General features: G+C 64.3%; 15 protein-coding genes. 7 read left to right on the forward strand and 8 right to left on the reverse strand.

Features of this window, described 5'->3' with window-relative positions; translation table 11 throughout:
- Window positions 1-50 precede the first annotated feature (50 nt).
- Both QUV11_RS03430 and QUV11_RS03435 read right to left on the reverse strand, forming a co-directional pair.
- Window positions 51-725: a hypothetical protein gene (locus QUV11_RS03430; RefSeq protein ID WP_300880568.1), complete on the reverse strand. Its 675-nt coding sequence runs from the start codon at window positions 723-725 to the stop codon at window positions 51-53.
- 26 nt (window positions 726-751) lie between these two features.
- Window positions 752-1,468, reverse strand: coding sequence for a ParA family protein (locus tag QUV11_RS03435; protein WP_300880569.1), 717 nt, complete (start codon window positions 1,466-1,468; stop codon window positions 752-754).
- A gap of 266 nt (window positions 1,469-1,734) precedes the next feature.
- Between QUV11_RS03435 and QUV11_RS03440 the strand changes: the two genes are divergently transcribed.
- Complete coding sequence (locus QUV11_RS03440; protein WP_300880570.1) at window positions 1,735-2,979, forward strand: SPOR domain-containing protein; 1,245 nt, start codon at window positions 1,735-1,737, stop codon at window positions 2,977-2,979.
- A gap of 47 nt (window positions 2,980-3,026) precedes the next feature.
- Here QUV11_RS03440 and QUV11_RS03445 read toward each other — a convergent pair whose 3' ends face one another.
- The 3 genes from QUV11_RS03445 to rplU form a co-directional block, all read right to left on the reverse strand.
- On the reverse strand, window positions 3,027-3,566 hold the full coding sequence (locus tag QUV11_RS03445; RefSeq protein WP_300880571.1) for a GNAT family N-acetyltransferase: 540 nt from the start codon (window positions 3,564-3,566) through the stop codon (window positions 3,027-3,029).
- Window positions 3,567-3,746: 180 nt separating this feature from the next.
- The gene (rpmA, locus tag QUV11_RS03450) at window positions 3,747-4,022 is read right to left on the reverse strand and encodes a 50S ribosomal protein L27 (protein WP_300880572.1); all 276 of its coding nucleotides are present in this window, start codon (window positions 4,020-4,022) and stop codon (window positions 3,747-3,749) included.
- A gap of 27 nt (window positions 4,023-4,049) precedes the next feature.
- Window positions 4,050-4,529 (reverse strand): 50S ribosomal protein L21, encoded by a 480-nt coding sequence (gene rplU / locus QUV11_RS03455; RefSeq protein WP_300880573.1) that lies wholly within the window; start codon window positions 4,527-4,529, stop codon window positions 4,050-4,052.
- A gap of 300 nt (window positions 4,530-4,829) precedes the next feature.
- Between rplU and QUV11_RS03460 the strand changes: the two genes are divergently transcribed.
- The 3 genes from QUV11_RS03460 to QUV11_RS03470 all read left to right on the forward strand — a co-directional run bounded on the left by QUV11_RS03460 (window position 4,830) and on the right by QUV11_RS03470 (window position 7,456).
- On the forward strand, window positions 4,830-5,369 hold the full coding sequence (locus QUV11_RS03460; RefSeq protein ID WP_300880574.1) for a hypothetical protein: 540 nt from the start codon (window positions 4,830-4,832) through the stop codon (window positions 5,367-5,369).
- A gap of 87 nt (window positions 5,370-5,456) precedes the next feature.
- Window positions 5,457-6,359, forward strand: coding sequence for a hypothetical protein (locus tag QUV11_RS03465; protein WP_300880575.1), 903 nt, complete (start codon window positions 5,457-5,459; stop codon window positions 6,357-6,359).
- A 146-nt stretch (window positions 6,360-6,505) separates the two neighbouring features.
- Window positions 6,506-7,456 carry a hypothetical protein gene (locus tag QUV11_RS03470; protein WP_300880576.1) on the forward strand — a complete coding sequence of 317 codons (951 nt, stop codon included), beginning with the start codon at window positions 6,506-6,508 and terminating at the stop codon, window positions 7,454-7,456.
- Between the two features lie 3 nt (window positions 7,457-7,459).
- Here QUV11_RS03470 and QUV11_RS03475 read toward each other — a convergent pair whose 3' ends face one another.
- The 3 genes from QUV11_RS03475 to surE all read right to left on the reverse strand — a co-directional run bounded on the left by QUV11_RS03475 (window position 7,460) and on the right by surE (window position 10,475).
- The gene (locus tag QUV11_RS03475) at window positions 7,460-8,509 is read right to left on the reverse strand and encodes a TrkA family potassium uptake protein (RefSeq protein ID WP_300880577.1); all 1,050 of its coding nucleotides are present in this window, start codon (window positions 8,507-8,509) and stop codon (window positions 7,460-7,462) included.
- Between the two features lie 10 nt (window positions 8,510-8,519).
- The gene (locus tag QUV11_RS03480; RefSeq protein WP_300880578.1) at window positions 8,520-9,620 is read right to left on the reverse strand and encodes a M23 family metallopeptidase; all 1,101 of its coding nucleotides are present in this window, start codon (window positions 9,618-9,620) and stop codon (window positions 8,520-8,522) included.
- A gap of 84 nt (window positions 9,621-9,704) precedes the next feature.
- A complete protein-coding gene (gene surE / locus QUV11_RS03485) occupies window positions 9,705-10,475 on the reverse strand; it encodes a 5'/3'-nucleotidase SurE (RefSeq protein ID WP_300880579.1) in 771 nt (256 codons plus the stop codon).
- Window positions 10,476-10,741: 266 nt separating this feature from the next.
- Here surE and sseA point away from each other — a divergent pair, with 266 nt between their 5' ends.
- The 3 genes from sseA to QUV11_RS03500 all read left to right on the forward strand — a co-directional run bounded on the left by sseA (window position 10,742) and on the right by QUV11_RS03500 (window position 14,290).
- Window positions 10,742-11,578 (forward strand): 3-mercaptopyruvate sulfurtransferase, encoded by an 837-nt coding sequence (gene sseA / locus QUV11_RS03490; RefSeq protein ID WP_300880580.1) that lies wholly within the window; start codon window positions 10,742-10,744, stop codon window positions 11,576-11,578.
- 166 nt (window positions 11,579-11,744) lie between these two features.
- Window positions 11,745-12,974: a cystathionine beta-lyase gene (gene metC, locus QUV11_RS03495; protein WP_300880581.1), complete on the forward strand. Its 1,230-nt coding sequence runs from the start codon at window positions 11,745-11,747 to the stop codon at window positions 12,972-12,974.
- A complete protein-coding gene (locus QUV11_RS03500; RefSeq protein WP_300880582.1) occupies window positions 12,971-14,290 on the forward strand; it encodes a mechanosensitive ion channel domain-containing protein in 1,320 nt (439 codons plus the stop codon). The genes metC and QUV11_RS03500 overlap by 4 nt, the downstream gene beginning before the upstream one ends.
- Window positions 14,291-14,336 lie beyond the last annotated feature (46 nt).

The raw sequence follows: 14,336 nt of genomic DNA on the forward strand, positions 1-14,336 counted from the left end.
CGCTCGTCATAGCCATTCCCCTCATTGCCCGGCCCGATCCGCTCAACGTTTCAACGCTCTGCCGACCGCGGTACGCGACCAGCCAGGTCCTCTATTTCGGGTATTTTGGTTAACAATTCGTCAAGTGCCGCCGTCACCAGGGCTTGCGCCGACTGGCCGGTGACCGCGCTCGCCAGTCGCAGCTTGAGATGCCGCTCGCTATCAAGCCGCAGCGTGAAGGCTGCGCGCCGCCCCTGCGGAACCGCCACCACCGGCATATCGGCAGGCATGGCGACAGGAGCGACGACCTTGCGCTTGCGCACCGGGACGGGTTCTTCGTCCACGACCGCAGGCGGTTCGGGTTCCGGGCTGGGCTTTGCCACCGGTTCTGCATATGGCTCTGCCATCCGCTCGGCGATCTCGGCCTGCTGCCGCACCACATCGGGCACCACCGGCTCTGGCGCTGGATCGGCTGCGACAGCCTTGCTCTCGGTCGGCAAGGCATCGGGTATGGCGCCCGCCAGCAGGTTGCCATAATCGGGCGCATGCTCGTCATGTGCGGGATCGACGTCGTAGCCCATGTCGTTCCAGCCCAGATCATCCTGAGCGATGAACTCGCCTTCGGGCATCGGATGCGACATCATGCCGCCCATGCCCAGTCCCTGGCGCCGCATGGCGGGACGCGCCGCGCCCTTGCGTGCCAGCAGTCCTGACGAAAGCGATGCGATTGGTTTGGGTTCGGCCATAAAGCTCATCCTTGCCCTCGCTACGCCTACGATCCAGCCACGCGGCGACCGAAGCCGCCCATCGGGCGGATCGAGCCGGGGATCACGGGCGCGTTGGGTACGGCGAACACCGTGCGTCGGAAGTTCTTTTCGAGCCTGTCGGAAATGTAGGTCCACAGCGCGCGGACTTCGCCTGCGGATTTGCCGTTGGGGTCGACCTCCATCACGGTACGGCCATCGATCATCGAAGCGGCAAAGTCGGTGCGGTGATGCAGCGTCGTCGGCGCGACGGTGCCGTGCTGCGACAATGCCACCGCGGCTTCCGAGGTGATCCTTGCTTTGGGCGTGGCGGCGTTGACGACAAAGATCAGCGGCTTGCCTGCGCGTTCGCACAGATCGACCGTCGCGCCCACGGCGCGCAGATCGTGCGGGCTGGGCCGGGTCGGCACCACGATCAGTTCTGCGACCGAAATCACCGACTGGATCGCCATGGTGATGGCAGGCGGCGTATCGATCACCGCCAGCTTGAAGCCCTGCTGGCGCAGGATCGAAAGGTCTGCCGGCAGCCGGGCGACGGTGGTCTGTGCAAACGCCGGATATTCCGGCTCGCGCTCGTTCCACCAATCGGCGAGCGAACCCTGTGGATCGATGTCGATCAGCACGACCGGGCCGTCGCCTGCAAGCTGCGCCTGCACGGCGAGATGACCCGAAAGGGTTGTCTTGCCGGATCCTCCTTTTTGAGATGCCAAAGCGAGTACGCGCACTCAAACCCCCTGTTCGGTCCAATCGATCGGGTGGAAAATGCGCTCAAGCAGGCTAATTTTGGGTTAACGCTGCACTGTGCCGGATATGGACAGCCGCGCTGGCTAGCGCTCTGCATGCATATTGATTGCGGCATCAACGCTTTGCTAACGTGTCGTTAGCTATAGCGATTTACGCATGTAATTACCGGCAGGACCTGCCTGCCGCGCAGACCCGGCCAGACATGGCCGGACCCAGGCTTTACCATATGCGATGGAGAAAGACCCGCATGGCACATTCGACAAAATTTTCGCGCAGCCGTCTGATGATGGCAGCCGGGCTGATCGCGATGGGCATGGCCTCGCCGGCCCTGGCGGACGTCAAGGCAGGGGTGGACGCGTGGGAGCGCGGCGAGTTTGACCGCGCGGTCGCCGAATGGCGCGATCCTGCCGCCGGTGGCGATGCCGATGCCCAGTTCAACCTTGGCCAGGCCTACAAGCTGGGCCGGGGTGTGCCGATGGATCTGAAGCTGGCGGAAAGCTGGTACAAGAAGGCGGCCGACAAGGGCCATGTCCAGGCGGCAGACAATTACGGACTGGTGCTGTTCCAGGACAACCGCCGCGACGAGGCGATGCCCTATATCCGCGCATCGTCCGTACGGGGCGAACCGCGCGCGCAGTACGTGTTGGGCACGGCGATGTTCAACGGCGACATCGCGGAGAAGGACTGGGTGCGTGCCTATGCGCTGATGACCCGCGCCTCTGCCCAGGGCCTGCCTCAGGCATCGCGCAGCCTGGCAACGATGGACAAATACATTCCGCTGGCCGACCGGACCAAGGGCACGCAGCTGGCCGCAGAGCTGGAACGCGAAGCAACGTCCGAGCGTCGGCGCCTGGCAAGTGTCGCCGGTGGTCTGGTGGGTGATTCTGCCACCGGCGCAACCTCGAGTGCCGCAACCAAAACCGCCGCGAATGCAGGCGCCAAGGCCCCACCCCTGGCTGCGGCCCCGCGTGTTTCGGGTTCGGCATCGACATCGGCACCGCCGTCGACGATTCAGACGACCAGCCTGCCGCCTTCGAATGCCACCGGCTTGGCGAATCCGCCCGTAGCATCCAGCCCGACGAGCACCGCCGCAAGCGCGGGCGTCGATTTTGCCACGATGGGAACACCATCGGCGCCAACGTCGGTGCCAACGGCGCCAACGACTGCCTCGCCACCGCCGCCGGCCGCGCCTGCCCAGCGTGCTCCGGCACCGGCACCCACCATGGCTGCTGCCAGCATCGCACCTGCGGCGGCCGCAAGCGGCGACTGGCGCATTCAGCTCGGCGCTTTCAGTGAGGAAGGCCGCGCACGGACCTTATGGTCGGGGCTAGAGCGCCAGAATGCGGCGCTGACCGGCCTGCAACCCTATCTGGTCAAGGCCGGCACGATCACGAAATTGCAGGTGGGCCCTTTCGCCAGCCAGACAGACGCCAAAAAGGCCTGCGACAGCGTCGCTCGGTCCGGACAGGCCTGCTTCGTTCTGAAGAAATAAGGGATCATGTCTCCCCTCCTGCTTGCGGGAGGGGAGAGATCGGTTTCTCAAGCCGCAAGCGGTCGCTCGACGTCCACCATATCGCTTTCCAGCGTGTACTCCTGCGCCATCGCTTCGGAGCCGCGACCGGCGCTGAACCGTGGGCGGATGACGCCAGTGGGTTTGAATCCCAGCCGCCGCAACACTGCGCCCGATGCGGGATTGTCGATATAGTGGCTGCCGATCAGCTTGCGGTGGCCGAGCATCCAGGCGTTGGCGATCACCGCCCGAGCCGCCTCGGTGGCAAAGCCCTTCCCCCAGTGCTCGCGCGCGATCCAGTAGCCAAGCTCGGCTTCGCCATCGTGATTGCCAAGGCCGCAGCTGCCGACAAGCGTCTGCCCGGCGTCGCCCGGCAGTGTCAGCAGAAAGTGGGGATAGAGCGGATCCTGGGCCCGGGCGGCGAACGCATGCGCATCATCGCGCGAATAGGGCCAGGGAGCGCGAGCGAGGTTGCAGACGATGCCCTGATCATTCAGCGCCGAGAACAGATTTTCGGCATCCTCCGGCCAGACCGGCCGCAGCAACAATCTTTGCGTCCTTGCGAACATTATATCTCTCCTGTGATACCAAATGCTTTGCCAGCTAAACGTGACAGAGCAGAGTCAGTGCCGTGACAGGGAAACAAAAAAAGGGAGATGGGACGGACCCCATCTCCCTGTCATTTCTGCCGGTTTTCAGGCCGGCGATGGGGTGTCCCTTGAGGAGGACGACCCGTCATCGATCGTCCGTTATTCGGCCGCTTCGGCCATCGCCGGGGCGACTACCGATACATATTTGCGGCCAAGGCGGCCGGCGTGAAACTTCACCTGGCCTTCGGTCAACGCAAACAGCGTGTGGTCCTTGCCCATGCCGACATTGGCACCGGCATAGACCTTGGTTCCGCGCTGACGGATAATGATGTTTCCACCAATCACCGGCTCGCCGCCGAACTTCTTCACGCCAAGACGGCGACCTGCGGAATCACGACCGTTGCGCGACGAACCGCCAGCTTTCTTATGTGCCATTTTTCAAAACTCCTTGTGCGCGCGCTATCAGGCGTTGTCGGCCGACGAATCGGCTTCGGGCTTGGCGGCGGCCTTCTTCGGTGCTGCCTTCTTGGCCGGAGCCTTCTTGGGAGCAGCCTCTGCGGCGGGTGCGTCTGCGACCGGGGCAGCAGCGGCTTCCACCGGTGCTTCGGTCTTCGCGGCGGCCTTCTTCGGCGCAGCCTTTACAGCCTCGCCCACGCCCAGGATGCGCAGGATCGTGTGCTGCTGGCGATGGCCGATCTTGCGGCGATAGTTGTGGCGACGCTTCTTCTTGAAGACCACGACCTTGTCGGCCTTGGCCTGCGCGATGATCTCGGCAGAAACGACCACACCGGCCAGATCCTTCGATTCGCCACCGTCACCGGCGAGCAGAATGTCACTCAGCGCGATGACGTCGCCAGCCTCTCCGGCCAGCTTTTCCACTGCGATTTTATCTCCGGCTGCAACGCGATACTGCTTGCCGCCTGTGCGCACGATAGCGAACATGGGTTGTCTCGTTTCTGTTTGCTTCAATCGGTTCCGGGCACGCAAATTGCGAAATCCAAGCCTTTGACCCGTCTGTTGCCAGAACCGAATCAGCAGAGTGAAAAACGCTGCCCTGCGACGGGATGTCCCGCGCCGGAAAGCCATGCCCGTTAGGTGAAACTGCCGGGGCTGTCAACCGTGACCGCGGCTTTTTTGGCCGTTTCACACCAGACAATTCCCGCCCGCTCGCCCTTCAGCCCGTCTGAAGAACCGGGCCATAAGCATTGCGAGAGGCCCTAGCCTACCGTAGAGCCTTGCAACATGAAAAACTTCGCTTCGGCTTCACTTTATTCCATGGCTTTGGCTTTGACGGCTTTGCTGGGGGGGTGCCTTGAACCAATGGAGGGCCGCCCGTCGCTGGCACGCCGTGATGTCGAGCTGCGCGACCGGCAGGCGGAAGCGAAGGCGCCGCCGCCAGCGATCGAATCCATCACCGACCCGGCACTGGCGCGTGACCTGACTGCGCTTCTGGCGCGCGCCGACAAGGCCGAAGCCGATTTCGCCGTGGCCCGCTCGGCGGCACAACAGGCAACCGAAGCTGCCAAAGGCGCGGTGGTGGGCAGCGAAGCCTGGTCGGTGGCACAGACCCGTATCAGTGCGCTTGACGCGCCGCGCCGCGAATTGAGCCAGCTGCTTGGCGATCTGGAGGTCATGTATGTCTCCCGTCTCCAGAGGGAGGCAGCGGGCGACGTCAAACCCGGCGGCTCGGCGCAGATCGACCAGACCCGCAGCCATGTTCTTGCGCTGGTCACCTCGCAGGATGCCGTCATTGACAGGCTGAAGGCCGGTCTCGCCGGCTGAAATCTGGCTGCAGCCCGCCTCGCCGTCACCGCAACCCTTTCGGTTGGTCGCACGTAATGCGTCAGTTAACCGATAAGGATTGCCCAGATGAAGTCATTTTACACCGCTACTGCCGCTGCTGCCTTGATGCTCTCCGGCACGACTGCGATCGCGCAGACCAACACGACCAATGACCAGCAGCCATCGCGCCAGCAGGACCGGTTGAACTCCATCTTTGGCGCACTGTTTGGCGATCGCACGGGAGCGACCGGATCGCTCGAGGCGCAATGGTCTCTCGGCCGGACCCCGCTCGCCACCCAGCGCGCGCAGTTCGAAAGCCGGATCGATACCGATGTCCGTTCGGGCGCTATCGACCAGCGCACCGGCGCGCAGCTCAAGTCCGAATATTACGAGCTCGTGCAGCTGGAAGCACGCTATGGCGCCGATCGTCGTTTCACCACGCAGGAACGCGCGGATCTCGCTGACCGCTATGGCCAGTTGACCCAGATCATCGCCGACGGCGGGTATGACGGTGGCGCGAACAACGATCTGGGGATTTCGATCGTCGACGGTCAGAGCGAGTTCAACCAGCGGGTTGACGCCTCTGTCTCGTCACGCCGTATCACCCGGGTCGCCGGGGCGCGGTTGAAGACCGATTATGCAGCGCTGGTCCGCACCGAAGCCGGCTATCTGCGGGACGGCCGCCTGACCGATCAGGAGCGCGATGACCTCTATACCCGTCTCGAAGCGCTCGACGCCCGGGTCGGCGACATGGCGAGCACCGGTGGCGGCAGCACCACGCAAACACCGCGCGCGCGTCTCGACGCCATCGCCCGCGCACTGCCCTCCAGCGGTCTTTCCGCCACCGCCCAGGCGCAATTGCGGGTCGAGCACGAGGACATTTCGCGTCTGGAAGCCGCGTATGCACGGATGAACGCGAGCACCGACGAGCGCGCTTATGTCGAGCGTCGCTTGACCGATCTGGAAACGCGGGCCCGCATCCGCCGCTGATCGACCTAATATCCGCAAGTTCGCTTAGGGTTGTCCGCGTTCGCGCGGGCAACCCGATTGCGTGTCTGGCCGATTTTACATCTTCCATTGCTCCCCGGATATATCGGGTATAGCCTCCCGGTCACCACGACAGCGGGAGGGCGCTTATGGGTGTTATCGACGAGTCGCTTTGGGCGGCGATCGCAGCGATGCGGATCGAGCCTGAGGGCGCGACACTCACCTTCACCCGGCGGCTGGCACGTGAAAATGGGTGGTCGCGGGCCTATGCTGCGAAGGTCGTCGAAGAATATCGGCGCTTCCTGTATCTCGCCGCCACCGACACCAATTCCGTCACCCCTTCCGAGCAGGTCGATCAGGCCTGGCATCTGCATCTGGCCTATACCCGGCATTATTGGGAGGAGCTTTGTGCGCGGATCATCGGCAGACCGCTGCACCACGGCCCGACCGCGGGCGGCGTGGCCGAGGGACGCCGATATCGCAGCATCTACGCCTCGACGCTGCAGCGGTATCGGGACACGTTCGGCGCCGAACCGCCCTCGGACATCTGGCCGCCGCACGATGTCCGGTTTGCCGTGCGCTATCAGTGGGTAGACCGCTCACGCTACTTCGTCCTGCCGCGCCGGTCGGTGTCGATCGCGGGCATTGCCGGTGGCGCGGTGCTGTTGGCAGCGTGCACCGCGCTGGCGGCGGACTCCGCAGGCGCGGCCAGCCCGCCGATGGTCAGACAGTTTGCTGACATGCTGTTCGGCACCGACGCCGGCTTGATCGGGTTCGTCATCGTCGGCACCCTGGCGCTGTTCATCATCGCGATGCTCATCGACCGTGTGCGCGGTCGAGGCGGGCGACGCAGCCGGCAGGCCGATGGCAAGACGCAGCGCAACCGTAAACTGCGCGCCAGCCGCGACAGCAGCGGCGGTCTGGATGTTGCATCGGATGGCTGGTCGGGCAGCGCAACGGGCACCGCAGCGGCGGCAGGCGGCGCGGCGTTCATGGGAGCAGGCGGAGAGTTCAGCGGCAGCGGCGCCGATGGCGACTGGGACAGCGGCGCAGGATCGGACGGCGCAGACAGTGGATGCAGCGGGTGTGGCGGCGACTAGCGCTTAATCCTCAACCATGGTGGCAGGCACGCGTCCGTCACCCTGCGTAATCACGACGATCAGGTCGCCGGCACACAGGCAGGTGCTTTCCTCATCCCAGAAACCGTACGGTTTGCCGTTGCGATAGACGCGCACGCCGACACCATCGGCGATGTCCTTCAACGGAATGCCGACTTCCTCCGGTCGCACCATCCGCTCGATCAGCACCACGCGCCCGCTCGCCGACGCGAGATCGGCAAGATAGCTGCTGATATGCGGCCCTTGGCATGATCCGGCGAGCAGCAGTCCGGCAAAGCTTACCGGGTTGATCACCGTGTTGGCGCCAGCCTGCCGCGCGAGCAGTTCGTTGTCCGCAGCGCGCACCACAACGCTGATCGGCAGGTCGGGCGCCAGATGACGGATGGTCAGCACCATCAGGATGGAGGTGTCGTCGCGGCCCGCCGACACGATGACCGAGCACGCCCGATCGATGTGCACGTCCCGCAAGGTTTCGTCGCGCGTCGCATCGGCGTTGAGCACATTGCAGCCCATCGATTCTGCCCGGACGAGCGAGGCTTCATGCTGATCGATCACCACGATGCAGCTCGGATCGGTCCCGCGCGCGATCAGCTCGCGCACCGCCTCAGACCCGCTGGTGCCAAAGCCCAGCACCACAATGTGCCCCGTAAGGCGCTGCTGGATCCTGCTCATCTGCCATTTTTCCCATGTGCGCTTGAGGACGAAACTATAGGCGGTGCCGACGAAAATGAAAATCACCGCGACCCGCACCGGGGTTACCACCACCGACTCGAGCAGCCGCGCCCGGTCCGACACCGGCGCGATATCGCCAAAGCCGGTGGTGGTGACCGATATCATCGTGAAATAGACCACGTCCAGAAAGCTGATATGTCCGTCGACATTGTCGACCAGGCCGTCGCGGTCCAGCCAGTGGACGAGGATCACCAGCCCGATCAGAAAGAAGGCAATACCGAACCGCACCGCGACATCGGCCCACACCGGAAGGCGCGCCGCGCGCTTCAGCAAAGCCCTGGGCTTGGTTTCAGGTTCCGCCACGTTGGTCCTGTCAACTCTTGGGGAGGTACAGCAGCGGATCGACCGGCTTGCGGTCCTTGCGCAGCTCGAAATGCAGCTTGGGCGTTTCGGCAAAGCCGCTCTGCCCTGCCGCACCCAGCACCTGCCCGGCCTTGACCGCCTGACCGCGGGTCACATCGATCCGTTCGGCATGGCCATAAGCGCTGACCCAGCCATCGCCATGGCTGATAAGGATGAGCCCGCCATAGATCGCAACCTCGCTCCCGGCATAGCTGACCACGCCATCCGCCGCAGCGCGGAACGGCGAGCCGCGCGGGGCGGAAATATCGATGCCGTTGCTGATCTGGCCCTTGCCCACAGGGCCATAGCGCGTGAGCACCGAACCGGTGATCGGCCAGGCAAACCGTCCGGCAAACGCCCTGGGCACCGATACCGGGACAGCGGCCGATACCGGCGCGCGCGCAGACCGCGCCGCCGGGACCGCCGTGCCTTCGGCAATCGCCGGCTGACTGCCGGTGACGACATCATCGATGTTGACCACCAGCGCTCCGATCCGGCTGGGATTTGCGTTGGTCGCGACCGCCGGACCAACCGCAGAGGGCGCAGCAGCCATGGCCGCGGCCGCTGCGGGCAGCTTCAGCCGCTGGCCGATGCGCAAGATGTAAGGTTCGGCGAGGGCATTGAGTTCGACGATATCGCTCCACGCGACGCCATAAGCGTGCGCGATGGCGATCCCGGTCTCGCCCTGCGAAACCGCGTGATAGCGCCCACCGGGAATGGTCAGCTGCTGGCCCGGCTGCAGCATATAGGGCGGGCTGAGCGCGTTGGCGGCGGCAATCGCCTCGGACCCTGCGCCGGTGCGGTTGCCGATGCCTCGCAGCGTATCGCCCGGCTGAACCACGTAGACGGTGCCGATGACGTCAGCGGCACGAGGACTCACGCTGCGGCTGTCCCAGACCGGTGCATCGCTGCCGACGACCTGTGGTTCGGCAGCCGGGCGAGCGATATTGCCGGCCTCGGTGATTTCGGGCTGGATGCCCTGCTGGCTGACCCCGCCGGGGATACAGCCTCCCAGCAGCAATGTGCCCAGACCTGCGGTCAAGACTGCAGCCGACCTGAAATGATTGCGCATGTTTCCCCTCGCCATGTCAGCGATGTCTAGCACGATCTATCGGGTTTTCCACCGTTTCCCGGGCCAATATCCTCGCGCCGTGCTTCACTGCCCGTCAAAGGTGGCACGCAGCGCGGCGAGCGACTGATAGTGCGTGAGATCGAGATGCAGCGGTGTCACCGCGACAAAGCCGTCCGCCACCGCTTCCAGATCGGTGCTGTGCGCTGGAGTCTGCTCCACCGCACCCAATGCAAACCAGTGATAATCGAACCCGCGCGGATCGGTGTTGGTGACGATCTTGAGGCGTCCGTAATCGCGGAAGCCCTGTGCCACGACGCGAACACCGCGCACCTGATCGGCAGGCATGGCGGGAAAGTTGATGTTGATCAACGTGCGCGCGGGCATCGGTTGCGAGACGATCGGGCGCAGCACCCGCTCGCCCCATATGGCCGCCGCATCGAACGAGACATCCAGCCCGGCGCCTTCGCGCGCATAGACCTGGCTCAGCGCAATCGACGGCACCCCTGCCAGCGCGCCTTCCATCGCCGCGGACACGGTGCCCGAATAGGTCACGTCCTCGCCCAGATTGGCCCCTCGGTTCACCCCCGACAGAATGAGGTCGGGCGGCGTATCCTTTATCAGCCGCGCAACCGCCATCATCACCGCATCGGTGGGCGTGCCCGTCACCGCATAATGCTTGGGTCCATAGCTGTGCACCCGCAGCGGGCGGGTCAGCGTGAGCGAATGTCCCGCTCCCGACTGTTCTTCCGCCGGCGCCACAATCCATACGTCATCGGACAGGCTCGCCGCGATTTTCGTCAACACCTCCAGCCCCGGGGCGTTGACGCCATCGTCGTTGGTCAGCAAAATGCGCATGCTAGATGGGCTCCTGTTTTGGGCAAGGTTCAGTCCTATCGCCCCGTGCGCCCAACCGCCACAGTCGATGCACATGACTGCAACATATGCAAAAAAACTGCCGCCGTGTTTGCCTTGCGACTCGACGTGTGTGGCGTCACGCGATAATGTCCATGGTGCAGCGCAACAAAAACACGGCATCCCGGCTGAGCAACCAGCCGGGTTTCCCGTCTAAAAAGCCGGGAAAAAGCCCAACAGGGCGCAGACTCGCAGAGGGAGACACAAACATGGATTCGCTGGTATCAACCGAATGGCTCGCCAACGAAATTGGCGCGTCCGATCTTCGCATCGTCGATGCGTCCAAGTTCCTGCCCGATACCGGCCGCAGCGCGCTTGCCGAGTACGAAGCCGGCCACATCCCCGGCGCGGTGTTCATGGATCTGGAAGAGCTGGTCGACAGCAATTCAGCCATCGACAACACCCTGCCCCCTGCCGAGAAGTTCGCCAGCCGCATGCAGTCGCTGGGTCTGGGTGATGGCAGCCGCATCGTGCTGTATGACGACAGCCCGCTGAAGTCCTCCGCCCGTGCCTGGTTCATGCTGACCATGTTCGGCGCGCACGCGGTCGCCGTTCTCGATGGCGGCATCGCCAAGTGGAAAGCTGAAAGCCGCCCGATCAAGACCGGCAAGGAAACGCTGCGTCACCGTCACTTCACCGTCTGGGAAGACAAGAAGAACGTTCGCACCAAGGCCGACATGCTGGGCAATCTGCACAGCAAGGCCGAACAGGTCATCGACGCGCGTCCCACGGCCCGCTTCACCGGTGCCGAGCCCGATCCGCGCCCCGGCATCGCCGCCGGTCATATCCCCGGTGCGGTCAACCTGCCGCATAGCGCATTGTTCAACGCCAATGGCACCTGGAAGACCGGCGACGACCTCAAGGCGGCGTTCGAAGCCGCCGGTGTGGATCTCGAAAAGCCCATCGCCACCACCTGCGGCTCGGGCATGACCGCCAGCGTGCTCGCCTTCGGCGCGCACCTGCTCGGCAAGGCCGACGTCGCATTGTACGACGGCAGCTGGAGCGAATGGGGCGCCGACGCCGATACGCCCAAGGTTACGGGTTGATCAGAAATTATCCTCTCCCTTTACGGGAGAGGATACCAAAGCCTTGGCAGCTTGCTGCCTAGGCGACGTTGGAGAGGGTCGCCCCCCTCTCCCACTGCGACTAGGCCCGCTTTGCGGACCAAGTCTCGTTGCCCTCTCCCGCAAGGGGAGAGGGCGGAGATATGCCATGTCCAAGCCCGACGATCCGCAATCGCCTGCCACCCGTCTCGTCACTGGCGGCCGTCGCGCGGAATGGACGGGGACCGCCGATCAGCCGGGCGCGGTGGTCAATCCGCCGGTGTGGCGTGCCAGCACCCACCTTTATCCGGATACAGCGGCTCTCAAGGCCGGCCCGCGCAGCAATGAGGACGGGCGGTTTTTCTACGGACGGCGCGGATCGCCCACCCAATGGGCGCTCGCCGAGGCGCTGACCGCGCTCGAACCGGGCGGGCACGGCACGATGCTGTACCCGTCGGGTGTCGCAGCGGTCACCGGCGCGCTGCTCAGCGTGCTCTCTCCGGGCGACGTGCTACTGATGACCGACAGCGCCTATGATCCCTCGCGCAGTTTCGCCGAAGGTTTTCTCAAGCGCTTCGGCGTCGAGACGCGTTACTACGACCCGACGATCGGCGCGGGGATAGCCGAGATGCTCTGTGAGCGCACGCGTGCGATCCTGATGGAAAGCCCCGGCAGCCTGACCTTCGAAGTGCAGGATGTCCCTGCAATCTGCGCCGCTGCACGCGCTGCGAACCCGGATATCGCGCTGCTGATCGACAACACCTGGGCCACCGGCCATTTCATGCCCGCGCTGGCGCTGGGCGTGGACATGAGCATCCTGGCGTGCACCAAGTACATCGTCGGCCATTCGGATGTGATGCTCGGCTCGGTCACCACGACCGAGCGATACTATCTGCGGCTGCGCCAGACGGCTCAGGCGCTGGGCCAGGTCGTCTCACCCGACGACGCCTGGCTGGCGTTGCGCGGATTGCGCACGCTCGATGTCCGATTGCGGCAGCATCAGGCCTCGGCGCTCAAGATCGCGCGCTGGCTGGACGAGCAGCCGCAAGTTGCGCGCGTGCTGCATCCCGCCCTGCCCTCCTGTCCCGGGCACGCCATTTGGCAGCGCGATTTCACCGGATCGTCCGGGCTGTTCTCGTTCGTGCTGAACGGCGGCTCGGATGCTGCGCGCGCGGCGCTGATCGACACGCTGACATTGTTCGGAATCGGGTATAGCTGGGGCGGGTTCGAAAGCCTTGCGATCCCGGTCGATCCGGCGCGCTGTCGCAGCGCCACATCCTGGCCAAGCGCCGGAGACGACAACGCGCTTGCCGTGCGCCTGCATATCGGTCTGGAAGACCCCGATGATCTGATCGCCGACCTTGCCAAGGGTCTGGCAGCGTTTACCATGACGCCATGAACGAAGCGATCACGACGGCTTTTCTGCGCTGGGGCTGGATACGTCGCCCGGATGACCTGCAATATGTCGAGGGCATACTCGCAGCGTTGATCGCGACCACGGCGCTGATCTGCGGCTGGGGATTAAGCCGCCTGCTGTATATGCGGCTCGCCGCGGTCTGGGAGCGCCGTGCAGGCTATGAAAGCCCACTTGCGCGCCGCCGCATCCGCGACATGCTGCGCCGCTTCACCACCGCGATGCTCATCGGCATGGCGCTCAACCTCTATGAGTGGAGCCTGATCGCCTCTGTGATCTTCGGGCTGACGCTGGCCATTTCGCTGGCGCTGTTCGTAAACGATCTGGTGCGCGGAGTGCGGATGCCGGACTGGCTGGGCACCTTCCTGGGCCTGGCAACGCTGATCTCGATCCTCGCCAGCATGTTCGGCGGGCTGGATCCGATCACCATCGCGATGGACCGGGTGGGGTTCAACCTCGGCGAAAAGCGCTTCTCGCTGCTGTGGGTGGTAACGATCGCGGTCACCGTGCTGGTGCTCTACACCGCTGCGCGCGTGGTCAACCGCATCGCCGGACACGTCATCGGCAGCAGCGACGGGCTGGATCCGACCCAAAAGCTGCTGGGTCAGAAGATCGCCAGCGTCCTCGTCATCGTGATGGCGTTTTTCGTCGGCATCGACGCGCTCGGCATCGATCTTACCGCGCTCAGCTTCTTCTCCGGGGCGTTTGGCCTGGCGGTCGGATTCGGGCTGCAGAAGACCATCGGCAACCTGTTTGCCGGTATCATCCTGCTGCTCGACCGGTCGATCAAGCCGGGCGATGTCATCGCGGTCCAGGACAGTTTCGGCTGGGTCAACAAGATCGGCGTGCGTGCGGTCTCCGTGATCACCCGCGATGGCAAGGAGCACCTGATCCCAAACGAGGACCTCATGACCCATCCGGTCGAGAACTGGTCCTATTCGGATCGCAACGTGCGCATGCGCATCCCGGTCGGCGTGGCGTATTCGAGCGACATGCAACTCGTGCAGGAACTGCTCTACCGTGCGGTCGATGAATCCGCCCGCGTGCTCAAGGACCCCGCGCCGCGGATCTGGATGACCGATTTTGGCGACAACAGCGTCAACTGGGAAATCCGCGCCTGGATCGGCGATCCCGAAGGCGGCATGGGCAACATCCGCGGCGATGTGCTGATGCGGGTGTGGATGCTGTTCAAGGAGCACGACATCGAGATTCCGTTCCCGCAGCGGGATTTGTACATCAAGGAAATGCCGGGGATGGGTGGGGAGCAACCCGCAGCAGCACTCCGAGACGGTACCGACTGAAACAACACTAGATCATTGTCACCCCCGCGCACGCGGGGGTCCCGCT

It is taken from the genome of Blastomonas sp. (assembly GCF_030373265.1).
Taxonomy (GTDB): domain Bacteria; phylum Pseudomonadota; class Alphaproteobacteria; order Sphingomonadales; family Sphingomonadaceae; genus Blastomonas.

Bases quoted from the DNA above. Each gene is read 5' to 3' on its own strand.
- rplU (WP_300880573.1), bottom strand. From the start codon at position 4,529: ATGTTCGCTATCGTGCGCACAGGCGGCAAGCAGTATCGCGTTGCAGCC.
- QUV11_RS03440 (WP_300880570.1), top strand. From the start codon at position 1,735: ATGGCACATTCGACAAAATTTTCGCGCAGCCGTCTGATGATGGCAGCC.
- QUV11_RS03460 (WP_300880574.1), top strand. From the start codon at position 4,830: ATGAAAAACTTCGCTTCGGCTTCACTTTATTCCATGGCTTTGGCTTTG.
- sseA (WP_300880580.1), top strand. From the start codon at position 10,742: ATGGATTCGCTGGTATCAACCGAATGGCTCGCCAACGAAATTGGCGCG.
- QUV11_RS03430 (WP_300880568.1), bottom strand. From the start codon at position 725: ATGGCCGAACCCAAACCAATCGCATCGCTTTCGTCAGGACTGCTGGCA.
- metC (WP_300880581.1), top strand. From the start codon at position 11,745: ATGTCCAAGCCCGACGATCCGCAATCGCCTGCCACCCGTCTCGTCACT.
- QUV11_RS03445 (WP_300880571.1), bottom strand. From the start codon at position 3,566: ATGTTCGCAAGGACGCAAAGATTGTTGCTGCGGCCGGTCTGGCCGGAG.
- QUV11_RS03465 (WP_300880575.1), top strand. From the start codon at position 5,457: ATGAAGTCATTTTACACCGCTACTGCCGCTGCTGCCTTGATGCTCTCC.
- QUV11_RS03470 (WP_300880576.1), top strand. From the start codon at position 6,506: ATGGGTGTTATCGACGAGTCGCTTTGGGCGGCGATCGCAGCGATGCGG.
- rpmA (WP_300880572.1), bottom strand. From the start codon at position 4,022: ATGGCACATAAGAAAGCTGGCGGTTCGTCGCGCAACGGTCGTGATTCC.
- surE (WP_300880579.1), bottom strand. From the start codon at position 10,475: ATGCGCATTTTGCTGACCAACGACGATGGCGTCAACGCCCCGGGGCTG.
- QUV11_RS03480 (WP_300880578.1), bottom strand. From the start codon at position 9,620: ATGCGCAATCATTTCAGGTCGGCTGCAGTCTTGACCGCAGGTCTGGGC.
- QUV11_RS03500 (WP_300880582.1), top strand. From the start codon at position 12,971: ATGAACGAAGCGATCACGACGGCTTTTCTGCGCTGGGGCTGGATACGT.